This is a genomic window from Streptomyces zhihengii (assembly GCF_016919245.1).
GTDB lineage: Bacteria > Actinomycetota > Actinomycetes > Streptomycetales > Streptomycetaceae > Streptomyces > Streptomyces zhihengii.
This window is the reverse complement of sequence record NZ_JAFEJA010000001.1, coordinates 4,097,007-4,117,926: the sequence shown is the minus strand read 5'-3', so window position 1 is coordinate 4,117,926 and position 20,920 is coordinate 4,097,007. Positions and strand designations below refer to the sequence as shown.

Sequence of the window (20,920 nt, the reverse complement as noted above, 5' to 3'; positions counted from 1 at the left end):
GCGTCAGCTGATACCCGACCGGTATCGCAACCGGAACCGCAATGTGCAGGTATGCGGGCCGGAGGTGATCCTGGTCACTTGTCGTCGAGCACTGCCTTCATGACGGCCTTCGCGATGGGGGCCGCGAGGCCGCCTCCGGAGATGTCGTCACGACGGGCTTCGCTGTCCTCGACCACCACGGCGACGGCGACCGGCGAACCGTCCGCGCCCTTGGCGTACGAGATGAACCAGGCGTACGGGTTCTTGCTGTTGTTCTCGCCGTGCTGGGCGGTACCGGTCTTGCCGCCGACCTTCACGCCGTTGATCGCCGCGTTGCCGCCGGTGCCGCGCTCGACCACGTTCTCCATCATCTGCTGGAGGAGCTGGGCGTTCTCCGCGGAGAGCGGCCGGCTCATCTCCTCCGGCTCGTTCTGCTGGATCACGTCGAGGTCGGGCGACACCAGGGAGTCGATCATGTACGGCTTCATCAGCCGGCCGTCGTTGGCGATCGCCGCCGTCACCATGGCCATCTGCAGCGGGGTGGCCGCGGTGTTGAACTGGCCGATGGAGGACTGGGCGTTGCCGTCGCGGCTCATCTCCTTGTCGTAGACGGAGGTGGCCGCGCGGACGGGGGTGTCGATCTCCCCGTTGTTGAAGCCGAACTTCTCCGCCGTCTCGACCATCTTGTCCCGGGTCACGTCGTCACCGAGCTTGGCGAAGACGGAGTTGCAGGACACCTCCATGGCACGGTTCAGGCTGGCGTTCTTGCAGCCCGAGGCGTGGTTGACCATGGGGGTCTGGGTGCCGGGGAGGATGTAGGGCTCGGGGGTGTCCGTCGCCGCGTCGATGTCGTCGACCGCGCCGTTCTCCAGCGCGGCCGCCGCCGTGACCACCTTGAAGGTGGAGCCGGGCGGGTAGGTCTCGCGCAGCGCGCGGTTGAGCATCGGCTTGTCGGTGTCCTTGTTCAGGGACACCCAGGCCTTCTCGTCGTCCTTCAGCCGGCCGGCGAAGGAGGAGGGGTCGTACGACGGCGTCGAGGCCAGCGCGAGGATCTTGCCCGTCTTCGGGTCGATCGCCGCGACGGCGCCCTTCTTCTTGCCGAGTCCCTCGAAGGCGGCCTTCTGGGCCTTGCCGTTGAGGGTGGTGACGACGTTGCCGCCCTTCTTCTTGTCGCCGGTGAACATCGCCATCGTGCGGTCGAAGAAGAGCTGGTCCGAGTTGCCGCTGAGGATCCCGTCCTCGAGCTTCTCAAGCTGGTTGGCGCCGAACACCTGGGAGGCGTACCCGGTCACCGGGGCCCACATGGAGCCGTCGGTGTAGGTGCGCTTGTACTTGTAGTAGGTGTCCTCGGTCTCGACCGAGCCGGTCACGGCCTGGCCGTCGACGATGATGTTGCCGCGCTCGTGGGCGTAGCGCTCGATCTCCACCCGCTTGTTGAGCTTGTGGTCGTTGAGCTCGTCGGCCCGGACGTACTGGAGCCAGTTGTCCCGGATCATCAGGGCGAGGACCAGGATTCCGCAGAAGATCGCGATCCGGCGCAGGGGCTTGTTCACGGTCGGACCACCTGGGTCATCTCGGCGTCGGGGGACGGGGCGGGCGCGGGCGCGGGACGGCGCGCCGTGTCGCTGATCCTGATCAGGATGCCGATCAGTGCCCAGTTGGCGATGACGGACGAACCACCGGCCGCCAGGAACGGCATCGTCATACCGGTCAGCGGGATGAGGCCCATCACGCCGCCGGCGACGACGAACACCTGGAGCGCGAAGGCGCCGGAGAGGCCGATCGCGAAGAGCTTGCCGAAGGGGTCGCGGGCGGCGAGCGCGGTGCGGACTCCGCGTTCGATGATCAGCCCGTAGAGCAGCAGGAACGCCATCACGCCGGTCAGCCCGAGCTCCTCGCCGACGGTGGCGAAGATGAAGTCGGAGTTGGCGGCGAAGCTGATCAGGTCGGAGTTGCCCTGGCCGAGGCCGGTGCCGATGACGCCGCCGGAGCCGAAGGACATCAGCACCTGGGTCATCTGGTCGCAGGCGTAGATCATGTTGGAGCCCTCGGGCGCCGTCTCCAGGCAGCCGAAGGGGTCGATCCAGGCGGCCACACGGGACTGCACATGGCTGGCGAAGGAGGCCACGACCACGGCGCCGCCCGCCGACATCAGCATGCCGATCACGATCCAGCTCGTCCGCTCGGTGGCGACGTAGAGCATGATCACGAACATGCCGAAGAACAGGAGCGAGGTGCCCAGGTCGTTCTCGAAGATCAGGATGAGCAGGCTCATCGCCCAGATCGTCAGGATCGGGCCCAGGTCGCGGCCGCGGGGCAGGTAGAGGCCCATGAAGCGGCGGCTCGCCAGCGCGAGGGCGTCCCGCTTGACCATGAGGTAGCCGGAGAAGAAGACCGCGATCACGATCTTGGCGAACTCACCGGGCTGGATCGAGAAGCCGCCGACGCGGATCCAGATCTTGGCGCCGAAGATGTCCGCGCCGAGGCCCGGCACCAGCGGCAGCAGCAGGAGCACCATCGCCGCGGCCATCGAGATGTACGTGAAGCGCTGGAGGACGCGGTGGTCCTTGAGCACCAGGAGCACGCCGACGAAGAGCGCGATGCCGAGTGCGGAGTACATGAGCTGGTTGGTGGCCTGCGGCGCGAAGTCGCTCCGCGCCAGCAGCCGGGGCGACTGGTCCAGGCGCCAGATCAGCACCAGGCCCAGCCCGTTGAGCAGGGTGGCCAGCGGCAGCAGCAGGGGATCGGCGTATTTGGCGAATCTGCGCACCACGATATGGGCGACACCGGCGAGCAGGCCGAGGCCCAGCCCGTAGCCGAGGACGCCCGCGGGCAGCTCGCCGTCGAGGGCGAGGCCCACGTTGATGTACGCGAACACCGGGATCGCGACGGCGAAGCCGAGCAGGATCAGCTCGGTGTTCCGCCGGCTCGGCGCGTCGATCGCGCCGATCGTGGTCGTGTTGGTGACAACGCTCATGGTGGAGAAGGCCCCCTACGGCCCGCTACTGCTTGCCGCAGTTGGAGGCCAGCTTCTGCTCCTCCTCCGAGAGGGTGGGACCCGGAGAGGGAGAGGCTGCGTTCGGCTTGGTCGTGTTGCCCTGGGTCGTCGGCGTCCCGGCGGTGTCGCCGGCCTCGCCCTCCCCCTCGGCGGGCGGGGCGGCACTGGAGCTGTCCGCCGCCTCGCGCTGTTCGTCCTTCTTCTTGCAGGCGGCCGCCTGCAGGCCGAGCTCCTCGATCTTCGCGCGGGCGCGGGTGAGGTTGTCCTCGGTGATCGTCGCCTCGACCTGCTTGCGCTGGTAGGGCGGTAGGTACTTGAGTTCGATCTCGGGGTGGTCCTTCTGGACCTTCGAGAGCGAGACCCACGCCAGGTCCTGGCTGATGCCCTGGTAGAGGGCGACGTGCTCGTCGTTGGCGCCCACGTAGTACTGGGTCTGCGTCCAGCGGTAGCCGCCGTAGAGGCCGCCGCCGACCACCGCCAGGGCGAGGACGATGAAGAACGAACGCTTCAGCCACTTGCGGCCGCCGCGCTTGGCGAAGTCGTCGTCGGTGTACGCGTCGAAGGAGCCCTCGGGCGGCATGCCGCCGTAGCCGTCACCCGATCCCGGGGGGCCGAAGCTGCCGCCGGGAGCGGTCGGGGCGGAGGAGCGCCCGAGGCCGGCCGCACGGCCCGCCGGGGTCTGCATCGCACCGCCGTCGTTGAGCTGGAGCTGGTTCTCGGCGACCGCGCCGACGACGACCGGGGTGTCGCTGAGCTGCCCGGCCAGGGTGTCGCCGCCGTCGGTGTCGAGGACGTCGGCGACGATGCAGGTGATGTTGTCGGGACCGCCGCCGCGCAGGGCGAGCTGGATCAGGTCCTGGACGGTCTCCTGCGGGCCCTGGTAGCTGGCGAGCGTGTCCTCCATCGTCTGGTGGGACACCACGCCGGAGAGACCGTCGGAGCAGATCAGATAGCGGTCGCCGGCCCTGACCTCGCGGATCGAGAGATCGGGCTCGACGTGGTCGCCGCTGCCCAGCGCGCGCATCAGCAGCGAGCGCTGCGGATGGGTCGTCGCCTCTTCCTCGGTGATGCGGCCCTCGTCGACCAGCCGCTGCACCCAGGTGTGGTCCTGGGTGATCTGGGTGAGCACCCCGTCCCGCAGCAGGTACGCGCGGGAGTCGCCGACGTGCACGAGCCCGAGGCGCTGGCCGGTCCACAGCAGGGCGGTGAGCGTGGTGCCCATGCCCTCGAGCTGCGGGTCCTCCTCGACCATCATCCGGAGCTGGTCGTTGGCCCGCTGCACGGCGCTGCCGAGCGAGGTGAGGATGTCGGAGCCGGGCACGTCGTCGTCGAGGGTGACGAGCGTCGAGATCACCTCGGACGAGGCGACCTCACCCGCCGCCTGACCGCCCATGCCGTCGGCGATGGCCAGCAGCCGGGGGCCGGCGTAGCCGGAGTCCTCGTTGCCCTCACGGATCATGCCCTTGTGCGATCCGGCGGCGAAACGCAGAGAAAGACTCATGCGCACCTCACCCGTCGGCTCGCCGCTCGACTGTCGCGCCAGCCGGTCTCGAGCCACTCTGCCCACCCTCCGGTCGGGAGCCCGTGCCGGTCGCCGGTGGCGACCACGGCGGCTCGCTCGCTCCGCTCGCTCATTGTCGTACTACTTCCGCAGCTCGATGACGGTCTTGCCGATGCGGATCGGCGCGCCCAGCGGAATCGGGGTCGGCGTGGTGAGCCGGGTCCGGTCGAGATACGTGCCGTTGGTGGACCCGAGATCCTCGACGATCCACTGGCCGTCTCGATCGGGGTAGATCCTGGCATGCCTGCTGGACGCGTAGTCGTCGTCCAGCACGATGGTCGAATCGTGCGCCCGGCCCAGGGTGATCGTCTGCCCCTGGAGGGCGACGGTGGTGCCCGTCAGCGTGCCCTCGGAGACGACCAGCTTGGTCGGCGCCCCCCGGCGCTGGCGGCCGCCGCCCTGCTGCTGCCGCTGCTGCGGCGGTGCGGCGGGCTGGCGGGCCTGCTGCGGACGTGCGTCAGCGGTGCGGCGCGAACCGCGCTGCGTGACGCGCGTACCGAACAGGTCGCTGCGGATGACCTGGACGGCCACGATCACGAACAGCCACAGAACGGCCAGGAAACCCAACCGCATGACCGTAAGGGTCAGCTCTGACATTGCCCCCGCTTCACCCTTCGGCTTGCCGGTAAACGATGGTGGTGCTGCCCACGACGATCCGCGAGCCGTCGCGGAGCGTAGCGCGGGTGGTGTGCTGCCCGTCTACCACGATGCCGTTGGTAGACCCGAGATCCTGGATCGTCGAGGGCGTTCCGGTCCGGATCTCACAGTGCCGGCGCGATACGCCGGGGTCGTCGATCCGCACATCGGCGTCGGTGCTGCGACCCAGCACCAGCGTCGGGCGGGAGATCTGATGGCGTGTGCCGTTGATCTCGATCCAGCGTCGTACTGCCCCGCCGGGCTGCCCGCCCGGGCCGCCGGGGCCCTGTGCGCGCTGGCCGGCCGCGGGGCCGGGGCGGCCGCCGGGCGGCGGGGCCGCCGGCATCGGCGGGGCTCCGGCGGGCGCGCCCGCCGGAGGGTAGCCGTAGCCGCCGCGCGGGGCGCCCTGGGCGGGCGCGGGGCCGCCGGACGACTGTGACGTACTCGACGCCAGGGTGCGGCTGCGCACCCGGTACAGACCGGTGTCGAGGTCGTCGGCCTTCTCCAGATGGACCTTGATCGGGCCCATGAAGGTGTAGCGCTGCTGCTTGGCGTAGTCGCGGACCAGGCCCGACAGCTCGTCGCCCAGCTGGCCCGAGTACGGGCTCAGGCGCTCGAAGTCGGGCGCGCTGAGCTCCACGATGAAGTCGTTGGGGACGACCGTGCGGTCCCGGTTCCAGATCGTCGCGTTGTTGTCGCACTCGCGCTGGAGGGCGCCCGCGATCTCGACGGGCTGGACCTCGGACTTGAACACCTTGGCGAAGGTGCCGTTGACCAGGCCTTCGAGACGCTGTTCGAAACGCTTCAGGACTCCCATGGGGCACCTCCTCCGTCGTTGTCGCCCTGGTACTGCTTACTGATCGTATCCACGCGTCGGGAAATCGGCTGGTTCCCCTTGTCTGCCCCGTTGATGAGTGTCACCCCTCACACGGATCGTAGAGGCGGCCTCAGGACAGTGTCCCGCACCCGGGAGGCATACAGGAGGAGTGGGGGAGACCGCTCGCCGTTCCGTGCCCGCCCGTCCCATCCGCTCCCCGTCGTCCCGTTCCGCCCGCCCGTTCTCTTCCCTGTTCGTTCCGAGGGGGTCCGAAACAACGGATGTGAATCCACCCTCGGCAGCGTGCTAATCTTCTGCATGTCGCAAGGGGGCAGCACCGAACAGGTGAGGCACCCGGAGACAACACCCAATGCGCGGGTGGCGGAATAGGCAGACGCGCTGGATTCAGGTTCCAGTGCCCGAAAGGGCGTGGGGGTTCAACTCCCCCCTCGCGCACAGAGGAGACGGGTCTCCACCGGACGAAAGTCCCGGTGGGGGCCCGTTTCTCGTTGTGCCCCGACGGTTTGGGCCGGTGGCTCCCGCGGTGCCGGGCGTGCGATGTTTCACGTGGAACATCGCCCCGGCTTCCGTGCGCCCGCCGACGGCATCGGGAGCTTGTCCTCAAGGGGAGACGTCGGTCACGGCCCGGCGGTACGGTCTGGGCACGTGATGTTCAGGGCGTACGGACGCCCGGGGGAGGCAGCGGCATGAACGACGCCGAGATACGGATGCCGGCGCAGCGACCGGTCACGGAGACCGTCACGGGCACCGGGCGCATTCCCGAGGTGCCCGGCTTCGCCTCCCGTGCGAGCGCCGGACGCCAGGACGCCGACGGGCCGCTCCGCTCCCCCAAGGAGATCGGCAAGGCCCTCAGGGACCGGATCCCCCGGTCCGGCCACGACTCCCTCGTGCTCACCGAGGACCGCCCCGACGCGGTGCGGGCGGTGGAGGAGTCCAGTCGCGGGCGGGTGCCCGAACTCACCCCGATACGGGTGGGTCGGATGACCGCCTCGCCGTTCGCCTTCCTGCGGGGCTCCGCCGGGCTCATGGCGCACGACCTGGTGGGCACGCCCGTCACCGGGATCGCCGCGCAGCTCTGCGGTGATGCCCACGCGGCGAACTTCGGCCTCTACGGGGACGCCCGCGGCGGCCTGGTCATCGATCTGAACGACTTCGACGAGACGGTCGTCGGCCCCTGGGAGTGGGACCTCAAGCGTCTCGCGGTCTCGCTGGTGCTCGCCGGACGGGTCGCGGGCGCGGACGAGGACACCTGCCGCGCGGCCGCCTTCGACACGGTGGGCGCCTATCGGCGGACCATGCGGCTGCTGGCGAAGCTCCCCGCCCTGGACGCGTGGAACGCCATCGCCGACGAGGAACTGGTCTCCCACACCGACGCCCGCGATCTGCTCGGCACCCTGGAGCGGGTCTCCGCCAAGGCCCGCAACAACACCAGCGCCCGGTTCGCGGCGAGGTCGACGGAGAGCGTGACGGCGGAGGACGGCACCGCCGAGTGCCGCTTCGTGGACGCGCCGCCCGTGCTCCGGCGGGTGCCGGACGCGGAGGCGGCGGCGGTCGCCGCGGCGCTCGGCCCCTATCTGGCCACCGTCTCGGAGGACCGGCTCCCGCTGCTGGCCCGGTACGCCATCCACGACGTGGCCTTCCGCGTGGTGGGCACCGGCAGCGTGGGCACCCGGTCGTACGTCGTCCTGCTGCTCGACCACCGGGGGGACGCGCTGATCCTCCAGGTGAAGGAGGCCCGTCCCTCCGCGCTGGAGCCCCATCTGCGCGCCGCGGGCTTCACCGTGCAGGCCGCGGGCCACGAGGGCCGCCGGGTGGTCATGGGGCAGAAGCGGATGCAGGTGGTCAGCGACATCCTGCTCGGCTGGACGACGGTGGAGGGCCGGCCCTTCCAGGTCCGCCAGTTCAGGAACCGCAAGGGCAGCGTGGACGCGGCCGCCCTCACCCCGGACCAGCTCGACGACTACGGGCGGATGACTGGCGCCCTGCTGGCCCGGGCGCACGCGCACAGCGCCGACCCGAGGCTGCTCGCCGGGTACTGCGGCAAGAACGAGGAACTCGACGAGGCCGTCGCCTCCTTCGCGGTCACCTACGCCGACCGCACGGAGGCGGACCACGCGGATCTGCTGGCCGCCGTGAAGAACGGCCGCATCGCCGCTGAACTGGGAGTGTGACAGGGGGCCGGGGCGCGCCCGTAGGCTGGACGAGTGACCCAGGAAGCCGCCGGGGGGCCCAGCACCCGGAACGACGAAGAGCGCGACGCGCGGCAGGACGCAGAGCACGACGGACCGCGGGACTCACCCGGGGACCCGTCGCAGCGTCCTGAGGCCCGTCTGGCGCGCGCGGTGCACGTCGCCGAGCAGGCGCTGATCGAGTTCGAGATCGCGCTGGAGACGTTCCGGGTGGAGGTGGAGAACTTCTCCCGCCTCCACCACCAGAAGCTCGGGCCGATGTACGCGCGGCTGGACGAGCTGGACGCCCGTATCGCCGAGGCACACGCCGAGCGGAGCGGGGATCCGGAGGATCTGCGCAAGGCGCAGGAGGCGCGGGCCCTGGTGATGCCCATGCCGGGCGTCGACGAGCTCTTCCACGACTGGATGGACAGCGACGGCCTCTCGCCCGAGGCCGCGGCCATGCTCACCGATCAGCCCGTCCGCGGGCCGAAGCGGGTGCGGCCGAGCGACGAGGCCAGGCGGCTCTACCGGGAGCTGGCCCGCAAGGCGCACCCGGACCTGGCGCAGGACGAGGGCGAGCGGGCGCGCAGGGACGAGTTCATCGCCCGGGTGAACGCCGCCTACGGGCTCGGTGACGCGGCGAAGCTGCGGGAGCTGGCCGAGGAGTGGGAGGCGGGACCGGTGCCGCCGCAGCCCGAACTGAGCGAGAGCGACGAGCTCTACGCCCGCCTCGAATGGCTGTCGCAGCGCAAGGAGCTGCTGACCGCCGTCGCCCGGGAACTGGAGGACAGCGCCATCGGGGCCATGCTCCGGATGGCGCCCGACGACCCGGACGCCCTGCTCGACGAGATCGCCGAGCAGCTGCTGGCGCAGGTCGCCGAGCGGGAGAAGGAACTCGCCGGTCTGGTGGAGTAGGTCCCGCTCGGGTACACCGGCTCCAGGCACACTCGCTCCAGGCACACCCGCCCAGGCTCACCGCTCAGGCACACCCGCTCAGGTACGTACGAGAGAAGGCATCACCCCATGAACTTCGCCCCGCTGCCCGCCGTGGACGCCGCCGCGGTACCGGCCGACGGTCTGGTCGTGGACGTCCGGGAGGCCGACGAGTGGACGGCCGGCCACGTCGACGGCGCGCTGCACGTCCCGATGAGCGACTTCGTCGCGCGCTTCGGCGAGGTCACGGAGGCCGTCGCGGACGGCAGGCGCGCGTATGTCATGTGCCGCGTCGGGGGACGCTCCGCGCAGGTCACCCAGTACCTGGTGCAGCAGGGCATCGACGCCGTGAACATCAGCGGCGGCATGCTCGCCTGGGAGGGCGCGGGCCGCCCGATGGTGACCGAGACCGGGGACCCCGCCTTCGTCCTCTGAGCTCTCTGCTCCCTCCGAGGCTCGGCGCCTCCGAGTCCCCCGAGCCCGCTGGTCCCGGGACGGGGCCGGCAGCAGCAGCCGGCCCCACTCCCGGGCGGGGGACCGTCGTCAGCGGTCGAAGTCCAGCTCGACCTCCGCGGTGGCCGGGTGCGACTGGCACGCCAGCACGTATCCCGCCTCCGTCTCCTCCGGCTCCAGCGCGTAGTTGCGGTCCATGCGGACCTCGCCGGAGACCAGGAAGGCGCGACAGGTGCCGCAGACGCCGCCCTTGCAGGCGTACGGCGCGTCCGCACGGCTGCGCAGCACCGTCTCCAGCAGCGTCTCCCCCTCCTGGACGGGCCAGGAGCCGGAACGGCCGTCGAGAGTGGCGGTGAGCGACGCATGGGCGGGAGCGGCGGCGCGGGCCGCCGAAGGAGCCGACCCGTCGTCGACGTGGAAGATCTCCTGGTGGATCCGGCCGCGGTCGACCCCGAGACCGCGCAGGGCCTTCTCGGCGCCCTGGACGAGGCCGAAGGGCCCGCAGAGGAACCAGCCGTCGACCTCGCCCACCGCGAGCAGCGCGGGGAGCAATGCCGTGAGCCGCTCCCGGTCGAGCCTGCCGGACGGCAGCCCGGCCTGCTGCTCCTCCCGCGAGAGGACGGTGACCAGCTGGAACCGGTCGGGCCAGCGGTCCTTGAGGTCGGCGACCTCGTCGAGGAACATCGTCGAGGCCGCGGTGCGGTCGCTGCGGATCAGACAGAACCTCGCCTCGGGCTCGGTGGCGAGCAGGGTCGCGGCCATGGACAGCACCGGCGTGATGCCGCTGCCGCCGACCACCGCGGCGAAGTACCCGGGGCGGGGCGGCATCAGGAAGCGGCCCATGGGCGCCATGACCTCGACGACGTCCCCGACCGCGAGCTCCTTGAGCGCATACGTCGAGAACTCGCCGCCGTCGACGAGCCGGATGCCCACCCGCAGGACCGGAGAGGAGCCGGCGGGCGCGGCCGGCGTACAGATCGAGTACGTGCGCCGGATCTCCTCGCCGCCCACGATCCGGCGCAGTGCCAGGTGCTGACCCGGGATGTGGCGGAACGTCTCGCGCAGTTCGGGCGGTACGTCGAAGGTGACGGCGACCGCGTCGTCGGTGAGCTGCTCGACGGCGCCGACCCGGAGCGGATGGAACATCTACAGCTCCTTGAAGTGGTCGAAAGGTTCCCGGCAGGAGACACAGCGGCGCAGCGCCTTGCACGCCGTCGAGGAGAACCGGCTGAGCAGCTCGGTCTCCGTCGAGCCGCAGTGCGGGCAGCGCACCGAGAGGGAGAGCGGGACCGGCCCGTCCGCCGCATGGGCGCGCGGCGGGGCTATGCCGAACTCGCTGAGCTTGCGGCGGCCCTCGGCCGTGATGTCGTCCGTCGACCAGGCCGGGGAGAGCACCTTGACCACGGACACCTCCGCCACCCCGTGCTCGTGGAGCACACGCTCGATGTCGGCGGTCATCGCCTCGACGGCGGGGCAGCCCGTGTACGTCGGGGTGAGGTCGACCCTGACCCGGCCGGGGCCGGTCAGGCGGACCTCCCGGACGACACCCAGCTCCTCCAGCGTCAGCACCGGCAGCTCCGGGTCGGGCACGGAGCCGGCGATCCGGCGCAGCCGGGCCTCCACCTCTGTGTCCCGCGTGTCCGTCACCATGACGCCCCCGGGTGGCTCCGGTGGAGATGCTGCATCTCCGCCAGCATCCGGCCGAACGACTCGGTGTGCAGCCCCTGCCGGCCCGCGCCCGCGGCCCAGGCACCCCTGCGGGGCCTCTCGGGCACGGTGAGCGTCGCCTGCTTCAGCACGCCGCCGACGTACTCCAGCCAGGCGGCCTCCAGGGAGCCGAGGACCTCGGAGCCGAGGCCCAGGCCCTCGACCGGGCCGAAGAGCTCCCCGGTGAAGCGCCAGAGCGCGTCGCAGGCGCGCTGCATCCGCTCATGGCTCTCGGCGGTGCCGTCGCCGAGCCGCGCCACCCAGTGCTCCGCGTGGTCGCGGTGGTAGGCGACCTCCTTGACGGCCTTGGCCGCCAGGCCCGCGAAGGGCCCGTCGCCTGCGGCGAGCTCCTTGTAGAGGAGGCCCTGGTAGGCGGAGAAGTAGAGCTGGCGGGCGATGGTGTGGGCGAAGTCGCCGTTCGGCTGCTCGACGAGCTGGAGGTTGCGGAACTCCCGCTCCTCGCGCAGATAGGCGAGCTCGTCCTCGTCGCCCGCGAGGGAGAGCAGGATCCGTGCCTGCCCCAGCAGATCGAGGGCGATGTTGGCGAGGGCCACCTCCTCCTCGAGGACGGGGGCGTGGCCGGCCCACTCCCCCAGCCGGTGGGAGAGCACCAGGGCGTCGTCGCCCAGGGCGAGGGCGGCGCGGGCCGTGGCGGAGGCCGTGCCCGGCGCGGAGGCGGGGTCCGGGCTCGCCGTGGGGTGCGTGGTCGCGGAGGTCACAGGTGCTGCACCCCTTCCGGGATCTCGTAGAAGGTGGGGTGCCGGTACGGCTTGTCCGCCGAGGGCTCGAAGAACGGGTCCCGCTCGTCGGGGGAGGAGGCGGTGATCGCGGTGGACGGCACCACCCACAGGGAGACGCCCTCGTTGCGGCGGGTGTACAGGTCCCGGGCGTTCCTCAGGGCCATCTCGGCGTCGGGCGCGTGCAGACTGCCCGCGTGGGTGTGGGACAGGCCCCGGCGCGAGCGCACGAAGACCTCCCACAACGGCCATTCGGTCGACTTGCTCATGCCGTCGCCTCCCCGGGCTCGGTGTGCTGTGCGGTGCGGTGCTTCTCCGCGTACGCGGCGGCGGCGTCACGGACCCAGGCGCCCTCTTCGTGGGCCCGGCGGCGCTGGGTGATGCGCTGCTCGTTGCAGGGGCCGTTGCCCTTGAGGACCTCCTGGAACTCCGTCCAGTCGATCGCCCCGAAGTCGTGGTGGCCCCGCTCGTCGTTCCACCGGAGGTCCGGGTCGGGGAGCGTGAGGCCCAGGGACTCGGCCTGGGGGACGCAGATGTCGACGAAGCGCTGGCGGAGCTCGTCGTTGGAGTGGCGCTTGATCTTCCAGGCCATCGACTGGGCGGAGTGCGCGGACGCGTCGTCCGGGGGGCCGAACATCATCAGCGAGGGCCACCACCAGCGGTCCACCGCGTCCTGCGCCATGGCGTGCTGCGCGGGGGTGCCCTTCGAGAGGGCGAGGAGCAGCTCGTACCCCTGGCGCTGGTGGAAGGACTCCTCCTTGCAGACCCGGACCATCGCACGGGCGTAGGGGCCGTAGGAGCAGCGGCAGAGCGGGACCTGGTTGGTGATGGCGGCGCCGTCCACGAGCCAGCCGATGGCGCCGACGTCGGCCCAGGTCAGCGTCGGGTAGTTGAAGATCGACGAGTACTTCTGGCGGCCCGTGTGGAGCTTGTCCAGCAGATCGTCGCGGCTGGCGCCCAGGGTCTCCGCGGCGCTGTACAGGTACAGGCCGTGGCCCGCCTCGTCCTGGACCTTGGCCATCAGGATCGCCTTGCGGCGCAGGGAGGGCGCCCGGGTGATCCAGTTGGCCTCGGGCTGCATCCCGATGATCTCCGAGTGCGCGTGCTGGGCCATCTGGCGGACGAGCGAGGCCCGGTAGGCGTCCGGCATCCAGTCACGCGGCTCGATGCGCTCGTCGGCGGCCACGGCGGCGTCGAACGCCGCCTGGTACCCGTCCGTGGTCACTGCCGTCATCGGGACTCCCCTACCGACCGATCGTTCGGTTCATTGGCTTCAATGGTGAGTCGAGGGCCCTTAGGGTGTCAACCCTGTGGATGACCGACGGGGCGGCGCGCGCCCACGCGTACGGCGTGGCGGGCGGCGGCAGGGCCGCGAAGACGGCGGGAACGACGAGGATCGGGGCGGGGATGAGGTCCGACGGACACGAGGACGGCGCGGGCGTCGGCGGTCCGGGCTCCGGTCCACCGCCGCCCCGGACACCCGCCGCGGACGAGTCCGTCCCGGCAGAGCCGGCTCCCGGCGAGCCCGGCCCCGCGCCGGAGGCGCCCGCGCCCGGGCAGGGGCCGGAGGCGCCCGCCTCGCCGGCGCCCGGCGAGCGTGCCCAGGCCGTCCCCGAGCCCGCTCCGGCGCCCGGTGAGCCCTCCCCGGCCGGTCCGGCCTCCGGCGGGTCCGTCCCGCCCGGGACGGTTCCCGGCGAGCCCGCCCCCGCCGGGGGTATCGGCGCGCTCTCGCTGCCGTACCAGGTGGTCGCCGCGATCGGACTCGCCCTCGTCGGCGTCTTCGCCTGCGTCCATCTCGCGATGGTGTTCCTGCACGTGGCGCCCGCCAACACGGTGACCAAGAGCCACGGCGACGCGGTCCGGTGGTGGACCTTCCCCGAGTTCGAGCAGAACTGGCGCCTCTTCGCGCCGAACCCCCTCCAGCAGAACGTCGCCGTGGAGGTGCGGGCGGAGTACCTGGCGGCCGACGGGCAGCGCCGGACCACCGAGTGGGTCGACATGACGGCGCAGGACGCCGAGGAGATCCGCGGCAACCTCTTCCCCAGCCACGTCCACCAGAACCAGCTCCGCCGCGGCTGGGACTTCTACCTCGGTTCCCATGACGCGGACAACCGCCCGTCCGGGGTCCGGGGCCGGCTGGCGGAGCAGTACCTGCGCAGGATCGCCATGCAGCGGCTGGACGGCGAGGGCCTCGACGGCCCGGTCCAGCGCGTCCAGCTCCGGTCGGCCAGCCGGTCGATCAAGGCACCGGAGTGGAGTGCCGAGAAGACCGACACCCGCCCCGTGCACCGGGTTCTGCCGTGGTGGACGATCACCGCGGCCGACCTGCCCGAAGGCGTCGTCAACGGCCGTACGGAGGCGCTCCGATGAGCCCGAGCCCCATGCACCCGGGGCCGATACCCCCGCAGCCTCAGGCCCCCGCCCCCGACGCACCGTCCCCCGACGCACCGTCCCCCGGCCCCGCGACGACGGCCGTGCCCGCTGCCGTGCTCGCTGCCGGGCCGAAGGCCGCCCCGGCGGGCGCCCCGCCCGGCGGCAGGGCGGCGCGCGCCCTCCAGCGCGTCACGGAGACGGCGCTGGGCCCGTACCAGAGCGCCGTCGTCCGCATCGGCTTCGCCGGCACCTGGCTGGTGTTCCTGCTGTTCGAGCTGCCCAACCGGCACCGGCTGTACGGGCCCGGAGGGCCCTTCGGCTGGGACATGGGCCGGCAGATGGTCGCGGGCAGCGACGCCTTCACCGGTCTGCTCTGGTCGCGGAGCGATCTGTGGTTCGAGGCGGTCTACGGCGTCTCCGTGCTGTCGAGCCTGCTGCTGCTGCTCGGCTGGCGCACCCGTGCCATGTCGGCGCTGTTCCTGTTCGGGGTGCTGTCGCTGCAGAACCGCACGATCCTCGTCGGCGACGGCGGCGACAACGTCGTGCATCTGATGGCGGTCTACCTCGTGTTCACCCGGTGCGCCCGGGTCTGGTCGCTCGACGCGCGCCGTGCCGCGCGCCGGGGGCCCGGCCACCCGGCCGGAGACGGTGCGGCGGGGCCGCTGCTGTGGACCCTGCTCGGCATCGGCCTGTTCGCCGGGACCCTGCTCAACGAGACGGACACCTTCGTCATCCCCCTGCTGTGGTCCCTGTGGGTCGTCCAGGGGGTGTGGTGGCTGGTCATCCGGTACGCGCACGGGAGCCAGCCGCACCTGCTGCTGGACTGCCTGGCGAACCTCCTCCACAACGCCGCACTCGTGGTGATCATGGCCGAGGTCTGCCTGATCTACGCGACGGCCGGCTGGTACAAGATCCAGGGCTCGCGCTGGCAGGACGGCACCGCGCTGTACTACCCGCTCAAGCTGGAGTACTTCACCCCCTGGCCGGCGCTCTCGGACCTGCTCGCGGCGAGCGGCCTGCTGGTGCTGGTCCTGACCTACGCCACGGTGTTCGTGCAGGTCGCCTTCCCGTTCACGCTGTTCAACCGGAAGGTCAAGAACGTCCTGCTGGTGGCCATGATCCTGGAGCACGCGGGCATCGCCGTGATCCTCGGCCTGCCGTTCTTCTCGCTCGCGATGATCGCGGCGGACGCCGTCTTCCTGCCGACCGTCTTCCTGGTGTGGCTGGGCGCGGCGGCCGTGCGCACCCGGGACCGGCTGCTCGTCCGCACCCCGTGGGCGGGTCGTCTCCGGTCCGGCGACGGCGGACCGCCGCGTACGCTCGTCGGGTGAGCACCACCGAGGAACCCCTGCAGTACGACGAGGGCTACGGCCCCGAGATCGGCGTCGGGCCGCACCCGCTGCCGTGGCCGCGGGGCGAGCGGTACGACCCCGAGCTGCTGGCCGGGGGCGACCGCCGCAATGTCGTCGACGAGTACCGGTACTGGACGCGGGAGGCCATCGTGGCCGACCTCGACACCCGGCGGCACGGCTTCCATGTGGCGGTGGAGAACTGGGGCCACGACTTCAACATCGGTTCGGTGGTGCGCACCGCCAACGCCTTCCTGGCACGGGAGATCCACATCGTCGGGCGCAGGCGCTGGAACCGGCGCGGGGCCATGGTGACCGACCGCTACCAGCATGTGCGGCACCACCCGGACACCGCCTCGCTGACCGCGTGGGCCGCGGCGGAGGGCCTGCCCGTCATCGGGATCGACAATCTGCCGGGCGCCGTGCCGCTGGAGCGGACCGAGCTGCCCCGCCGCTGTGTGCTGCTCTTCGGGCAGGAAGGGCCGGGGCTGACCGAGGAGGCCCGCCGCCACGCCGCGATGGTCTGCTCGATCGCGCAGTTCGGGTCGACCAGGTCGATCAACGCGGGGGCGGCGGCGGCCATCGCGATGCACGCCTGGGTGCAGCGGCATGCCGATGTGCCGATGCCCTGAGCGAGGCCGGGCGCCCGCCGGGAGCAGGGCCGGTTCGGCCCGGACCTCCTCCCGGCGGCGTGGGCTCAGGCCTGTCGCCGGACCTCCACCACGCGGAAGCGGTTGGACACGAAGGCCCCGTCGCACAGCGCGGCGTTGGCCGCGGGGTTGCCCCCGGAGCCGTGGAAGTCGGAGAACGCGGCCGTCTGGTTGACGTAGACCCCGCCCGTGAGATTCAGCGAGAGCTGGGCCGACTCGTCGAGGCAGACCTCCTCCAGCGCCCGCTCCGTCTCCTGCGAGGTGGTGTACGCGCCGACCGTCATCGCGCCCTTGTCGCGGATCGTGCGGCGCAGCAGCTCCAGGGCGTCCTCCGTCGAGTCGACGGCGACGACGAAGGAGACCGGGCCGAAGCACTCCGAGAGGTAGGCCGGCTCGTTCTCCTGGGATTCCCAGAGCTTGCGGGCGCCGTCGAGCTTGACCATCACCGGGGTGCGGACCGTGGCGCCGGGGAACTCCGGGTGGGGCACCTCGCGGGACGCCAGTGCCACCTCGCCGAGACCGGACGCGGCCTCCAGCCTGGCCTTGACGTCGGGGTTGACCAGCGCGCCGAGCAGGGCGTTCGCCCGGGCGTCGTCGCCGAGCAGTCCGCTCACGGCGGCGGCCAGGTCGGCGGCCACCTCCTCGTACGTCCGGTGGCCCTGGTCGGTGGCGATGCCGTCCCGGGGGACCAGGACGTTCTGCGGGGTGGTGCACATCTGGCCGCTGTAGAGGGAGAGCGAGAAGGCGAGGTTGGACAGCATGCCCTTGTAGTCGTCGGTCGAGTCGACGACGACCGTGTTGACGCCGGCCTTCTCGGTGTAGACCTGGGCCTGCCGCGCGTTGCTCTCCAGCCAGTCGCCGAAGGCGGTGGAGCCCGTGTAGTCGATGATCCTGATCTCGGGGCGGACGGCCAGCGACTTGGCGATGCCCTCGCCCGGGCGCTCGACGGCCAGGGCCACCAGATTCGGGTCGAAGCCGGCCTCGGCCAGGACCTCGCGGGCGACCTTCACGGTGAGGGCCAGCGGGAGCACGGCGCGCGGGTGCGGCTTGACCAGGACCGGGTTGCCCGTGGCCAGCGAGGCGAAGAGGCCCGGGTAGCCGTTCCACGTGGGGAAGGTGTTGCAGCCGATCATCAGGGCGATGCCGCGGCCCGCCGTGGTGAACGTCTTGCGCAGCTCCAGCGGGTCGCGCTTGCCCTGGGGCTTGGACCAGTCGGCCTCGGCCGGGGTCCTGGTCTGCTCCGCGTAGGCGTACGCCACGGCCTCCAGGCCGCGGTCCTGCGCGTGCGGGCCGCCCGCCTGGAAGGCCATCAGGAACGCCTGCCCGCTGGTGTGCATCACCGCGTGGGCGAATTCGTGGGTACGGGCGCTGATGCGGGCCAGGATCTCGATGCAGACCAGGGCCCTGGTCTCGGGACCGGCCTCGCGCCAGGCCGCGGTGCCCGCGCGCATCGCGGGCAGCAGGACGTCCGGATCGGCGTGCGGGTACTCGATGCCGAGCTCCGGGCCGTAGGGCGACACCTCGCCGCCCGTCCAGCCGTCCGTGCCCGGCTGGTCCAGGTCGAAGCGGTGGTTGCGCAGCGCCTCGAAGGCCGCGAGGCCGTCCGCCGGCGCTGTCTCGCCGTATGCCTTGGGGTGTTCCGGGTGGGGGGACCAGTAGGCGCGCGTGCGGATCGCTTCGAGGGCCTGGTCGAGCGTGGGCCGGTGGGTCTCGGTCAGCTGCATGACGGACCAACTCCTCGTCGAGCTGGGCAGGGGAGTGATGACAGAGTTAGAGTAACCGAACGATCGGTCGGGACAAGGGGGCCTGTCGCGCCTGTGGACAACTCATCGGGGAGGATCGCTCCATGACCGCCATCGACAGCAGCCGCACCGTCGCCGTGGTCGGCACGGGCACCATGGGCCAGGGCATCGCCCAGGTCGCGCTCACGGCAGGCCACCCGGTGCGTCTCCTCGACGCCCTCCCCGGGCGTGCCGAGGAGGCGGCCAAGGCCATCGGCGCCCGCCTGGACCGGCTGGTGGAGAAGGGCCGGATGACCCCGGCCGACCGGGACGCCGCTCGCGCCCGGCTGCACCCGGCCTCCGGCCCCGGGGAACTGGCCGACGCCGCGCTCGTCGTCGAGGCCGTCCTGGAGCAACTGCCGGTCAAGCAGGAGCTCTTCGCCGAACTGGAGAAGGTCGTCGGCGACGACTGCCTGCTCGCCACCAACACCTCCTCGCTCTCCGTCACCGCCGTCGCGGGGGCCCTGCGCAACCCCGGCCGCTTCGTGGGCCTGCACTTCTTCAACCCGGCCCCCCTGCTGCCCCTCGTGGAGGTCGTCAGCGGCCACGCGACCGACGAGGAGGCGGCCGTGCGCGCCGCGGCGACGGCGGCCGCATGGGGCAAGACGCCGGTGCGCTGCGCCGATCTGCCCGGCTTCATCGTCAACCGCATAGCCAGGCCCTTCTACGCGGAGGCCTTCGCCGTCCACGAGGAGCACGGGATCGATCCCGCGACGATCGACGCGGTCCTGCGCGAGTGCGGCGGCTTCCGTATGGGCCCCTTCGAGCTCACCGACCTGATCGGCCAGGACGTCAACGAGGCGGTCACCCGTTCCGTCTGGGACTCGTTCTTCCACAGCCCGAAGTTCCAGCCGTCCCTCGCGCAGCGGCGGCTGGTCGAGTCCCGCCGGCTCGGCCGCAAGTCGGGACACGGCTGGTTCTCCTACGCCGAGGGCGCCGAGCGCCCCGCGCCGGCCGACGCGCCGCCCGGGGAGGCCCCCGCGTACGTCGTCGCCGAGGGCGGCCTCGGCCCCGCCGCCGAACTGCTCGGGATGATCCGCGAGGCCGGCATCACCGTGCGGGACGAGGACGAGGACGGCGGCACCCGCCTGGTGCTGCCCAGCGGCGGACAACTGGTGCTCGCCGACGGCCAGATGGCGTCCGAGTTCCGGGACGTCGTCTACTTCGATCTCGCGCTCGACTACCGGACCGCCGGACGCGTGGCGCTCTCCGCCGCCCCCGGCGCCGTGGGGGCCGACACCCTCGCGCAGGCCACGGGCCTGTTCCAGGCCCTGGGCAAGAAGGTCACCGTCATCGGCGACGTGCCCGGCATGATCGTCGCGCGCACGGTCGCGATGCTGGGCGACCTCGCGCTCGACGCGGTCGCCAGGCGGGTCGCCTCCGCGCAGGACGTCGACACGGCGATGCGGCTCGGCGTCAACTACCCGCTCGGGCCCGTCGAGTGGCAGGAGAAGCTGGGCCGCGACTGGGCCTGGGAGCTGCTGGACAACCTCCACCGGACGGTGCCCACCGGGCGCTACGCACGCAGTCTCGGCCTGCACCAGTGGTCGTACGCGGCGGACGCCGGCACGGAAGGGGACGCCTCGTGACCACGGCCAGACGGGACACCTACACGCCCGAGACGCTGCTGACCGTCGCCGTGCGGATCTTCAACGAGCGCGGCTACGACGGCACCTCCATGGAGCACCTGTCCCGTGCGGCGGGCATCTCCAAGTCCTCGATCTACCACCATGTCGCGGGCAAGGAGGAGCTGCTGCGGCGGGCCGTCAGCAGGGCCCTCGACGCGCTGTACGCGATCCTCGACGAGAGCGGCGCCGGCCGGGGCCGGGCCGTGGAGCGCGTCGAGTACGTCACCCGCCGCACCGTCGAGGTGCTGATGGCGGAACTCCCCTACGTGACGCTGCTGCTGCGGGTCCGGGGCAACACCGAGACCGAGCGCTGGGCCATGGAGCGCAGGCGCGAGTTCGACCAGCGGGTCGCCGACCTGCTGAAGGCCGCCGCGGCCGACGGCGACCTGCGGGCCGATGTGGACATACGACTGGCGACCAGGCTGCTCTTCGGCATGGTCAACTCGCTGGTCGAGTGGTACCGCCCGCAGGCGGGCGGCGGTTACGACGGGGACCAGGTGGCCGAGGCCGTCGTCCGGATGGCCTTCGACGGGCTGCGCACGGGGCCGTAGCGGCCTCGGGGCGGGTCTACGGGCCCTCCCGCCGGTCCGGGTCCCCGCCGAGGCCCGGTGCCGGGATTCCCGGCGCGCGGTCGAGGTCCGTCTCCTCGAAGACCAGCAGCGTCCGTGTGGACAGCACCTCCGGGATGGACTGGAGGCGGGTGAGCACCAGTTCCCGCAGTGTCCGGTTGTCCGCCGTGTGCACCAGCAGCAGGACGTCGAAGTCACCGCTGACCAGCGCGATGTGGGCCGCGCCCGGCAGCGCCTGGAGCTGCTCGCGCACGGTGCGCCACGAGTTCTGCACGATCTTGAGCGTGATGTAGGCGGAGGCCCCCTGCCCCGCCCGCTCGTGGTCGACCCGGGCGCTGAAGCCGCGGATCACCCCGTCGTCGATGAGCCGGTTGATGCGCGCGTAGGCGTTGGCCCGCGAGACGTGGACGCGTTCCGCGACGGAGCGTATCGAGGCCCGGCCGTCCGTCTGGAGCATCCGCAGGATGTCGCGGTCGATCGCGTCCAGGGGGCGCGCGGGGGGCGCGGGATCCGTGCGGTCCCCACCGTCGGCCATTTGTTCAGTGGACATGTCCCCC

The 20,920-nt window shown here is 71.8% G+C and carries 20 protein-coding genes and 1 tRNA gene; 9 read left to right on the top strand and 12 right to left on the bottom strand.

Annotation, left to right across the window (positions count from 1 at the left end):
• Nucleotides 1-74 precede the first annotated feature (74 nt).
• The 5 genes from JE024_RS17230 to JE024_RS17210 form a co-directional block, all read right to left on the bottom strand.
• Entirely contained in the window at nt 75-1,532 is a 1,458-nt protein-coding gene (locus JE024_RS17230; protein ID WP_205374446.1) for a peptidoglycan D,D-transpeptidase FtsI family protein, read from the bottom strand.
• Entirely contained in the window at nt 1,529-2,956 is a 1,428-nt protein-coding gene (locus JE024_RS17225) for an FtsW/RodA/SpoVE family cell cycle protein (protein ID WP_205374445.1), read from the bottom strand. The genes JE024_RS17230 and JE024_RS17225 overlap by 4 nt, the downstream gene beginning before the upstream one ends.
• A gap of 25 nt (nt 2,957-2,981) precedes the next feature.
• Nucleotides 2,982-4,478: a Stp1/IreP family PP2C-type Ser/Thr phosphatase gene (locus JE024_RS17220; protein WP_205374444.1), complete on the bottom strand. Its 1,497-nt coding sequence runs from the start codon at nt 4,476-4,478 to the stop codon at nt 2,982-2,984.
• A gap of 141 nt (nt 4,479-4,619) precedes the next feature.
• Nucleotides 4,620-5,135 (bottom strand): FHA domain-containing protein FhaB/FipA, encoded by a 516-nt coding sequence (locus JE024_RS17215; RefSeq protein WP_205374443.1) that lies wholly within the window; start codon nt 5,133-5,135, stop codon nt 4,620-4,622.
• A gap of 10 nt (nt 5,136-5,145) precedes the next feature.
• Entirely contained in the window at nt 5,146-5,991 is an 846-nt protein-coding gene (locus JE024_RS17210) for an FHA domain-containing protein (RefSeq protein ID WP_205374442.1), read from the bottom strand.
• Between the two features lie 372 nt (nt 5,992-6,363).
• Between JE024_RS17210 and JE024_RS17205 the strand changes: the two genes are divergently transcribed.
• The 4 genes from JE024_RS17205 (at nt 6,364) to JE024_RS17190 (ending at nt 9,551) form a co-directional block, all read left to right on the top strand.
• Nucleotides 6,364-6,447 (top strand) — tRNA-Leu (locus tag JE024_RS17205).
• 251 nt (nt 6,448-6,698) lie between these two features.
• Nucleotides 6,699-8,183 (top strand): DUF2252 domain-containing protein, encoded by a 1,485-nt coding sequence (locus tag JE024_RS17200; RefSeq protein WP_205374441.1) that lies wholly within the window; start codon nt 6,699-6,701, stop codon nt 8,181-8,183.
• A gap of 33 nt (nt 8,184-8,216) precedes the next feature.
• Nucleotides 8,217-9,098: a hypothetical protein gene (locus JE024_RS17195; RefSeq protein ID WP_205374440.1), complete on the top strand. Its 882-nt coding sequence runs from the start codon at nt 8,217-8,219 to the stop codon at nt 9,096-9,098.
• Between the two features lie 108 nt (nt 9,099-9,206).
• On the top strand, nt 9,207-9,551 hold the full coding sequence (locus tag JE024_RS17190; protein ID WP_205374439.1) for a rhodanese-like domain-containing protein: 345 nt from the start codon (nt 9,207-9,209) through the stop codon (nt 9,549-9,551).
• Nucleotides 9,552-9,659: 108 nt separating this feature from the next.
• On the opposite strand, the gene JE024_RS17185 is transcribed toward JE024_RS17190, so the two are convergent.
• From JE024_RS17185 to paaA, 5 genes are read right to left on the bottom strand one after another with little or no spacing between them, the layout of a single operon-like run.
• The gene (locus JE024_RS17185) at nt 9,660-10,715 is read right to left on the bottom strand and encodes a 2Fe-2S iron-sulfur cluster-binding protein (protein ID WP_205374438.1); all 1,056 of its coding nucleotides are present in this window, start codon (nt 10,713-10,715) and stop codon (nt 9,660-9,662) included.
• A complete protein-coding gene (gene paaD / locus JE024_RS17180) occupies nt 10,716-11,219 on the bottom strand; it encodes a 1,2-phenylacetyl-CoA epoxidase subunit PaaD (protein WP_205374437.1) in 504 nt (167 codons plus the stop codon).
• Nucleotides 11,213-11,995 (bottom strand): 1,2-phenylacetyl-CoA epoxidase subunit PaaC, encoded by a 783-nt coding sequence (gene paaC, locus JE024_RS17175; RefSeq protein WP_205374436.1) that lies wholly within the window; start codon nt 11,993-11,995, stop codon nt 11,213-11,215. The genes paaD and paaC overlap by 7 nt, the downstream gene beginning before the upstream one ends.
• The gene (paaB, locus tag JE024_RS17170) at nt 11,992-12,282 is read right to left on the bottom strand and encodes a 1,2-phenylacetyl-CoA epoxidase subunit PaaB (RefSeq protein WP_205374435.1); all 291 of its coding nucleotides are present in this window, start codon (nt 12,280-12,282) and stop codon (nt 11,992-11,994) included. The genes paaC and paaB overlap by 4 nt, the downstream gene beginning before the upstream one ends.
• Nucleotides 12,279-13,247 carry a 1,2-phenylacetyl-CoA epoxidase subunit PaaA gene (gene paaA, locus JE024_RS17165; protein WP_205374434.1) on the bottom strand — a complete coding sequence of 323 codons (969 nt, stop codon included), beginning with the start codon at nt 13,245-13,247 and terminating at the stop codon, nt 12,279-12,281. The genes paaB and paaA overlap by 4 nt, the downstream gene beginning before the upstream one ends.
• A gap of 80 nt (nt 13,248-13,327) precedes the next feature.
• Here paaA and JE024_RS17160 point away from each other — a divergent pair, with 80 nt between their 5' ends.
• Genes JE024_RS17160 through JE024_RS17150 form a run of 3 tightly spaced genes read left to right on the top strand, consistent with a single transcriptional unit; the run spans nt 13,328 to nt 16,367 of the window.
• Nucleotides 13,328-14,383, top strand: coding sequence for a DUF5819 family protein (locus JE024_RS17160; protein WP_244882922.1), 1,056 nt, complete (start codon nt 13,328-13,330; stop codon nt 14,381-14,383).
• Entirely contained in the window at nt 14,380-15,717 is a 1,338-nt protein-coding gene (locus JE024_RS17155; RefSeq protein WP_244882920.1) for an HTTM domain-containing protein, read from the top strand. The genes JE024_RS17160 and JE024_RS17155 overlap by 4 nt, the downstream gene beginning before the upstream one ends.
• Entirely contained in the window at nt 15,714-16,367 is a 654-nt protein-coding gene (locus tag JE024_RS17150; protein ID WP_205374433.1) for a TrmH family RNA methyltransferase, read from the top strand. The genes JE024_RS17155 and JE024_RS17150 overlap by 4 nt, the downstream gene beginning before the upstream one ends.
• A gap of 65 nt (nt 16,368-16,432) precedes the next feature.
• On the opposite strand, the gene paaN is transcribed toward JE024_RS17150, so the two are convergent.
• Nucleotides 16,433-18,109: a phenylacetic acid degradation protein PaaN gene (gene paaN / locus JE024_RS17145; RefSeq protein WP_205374432.1), complete on the bottom strand. Its 1,677-nt coding sequence runs from the start codon at nt 18,107-18,109 to the stop codon at nt 16,433-16,435.
• A 122-nt stretch (nt 18,110-18,231) separates the two neighbouring features.
• Between paaN and JE024_RS17140 the strand changes: the two genes are divergently transcribed.
• The gene (locus JE024_RS17140; protein WP_205374431.1) at nt 18,232-19,755 is read left to right on the top strand and encodes a 3-hydroxyacyl-CoA dehydrogenase; all 1,524 of its coding nucleotides are present in this window, start codon (nt 18,232-18,234) and stop codon (nt 19,753-19,755) included.
• The gene (locus tag JE024_RS17135; RefSeq protein WP_205374430.1) at nt 19,752-20,345 is read left to right on the top strand and encodes a TetR/AcrR family transcriptional regulator; all 594 of its coding nucleotides are present in this window, start codon (nt 19,752-19,754) and stop codon (nt 20,343-20,345) included. Before JE024_RS17140 ends, JE024_RS17135 begins: the two co-directional genes overlap by 4 nt.
• Before the next feature lie 16 nt (nt 20,346-20,361).
• Here JE024_RS17135 and JE024_RS17130 read toward each other — a convergent pair whose 3' ends face one another.
• Complete coding sequence (locus JE024_RS17130; RefSeq protein WP_205376580.1) at nt 20,362-20,898, bottom strand: Lrp/AsnC family transcriptional regulator; 537 nt, start codon at nt 20,896-20,898, stop codon at nt 20,362-20,364.
• Nucleotides 20,899-20,920 lie beyond the last annotated feature (22 nt).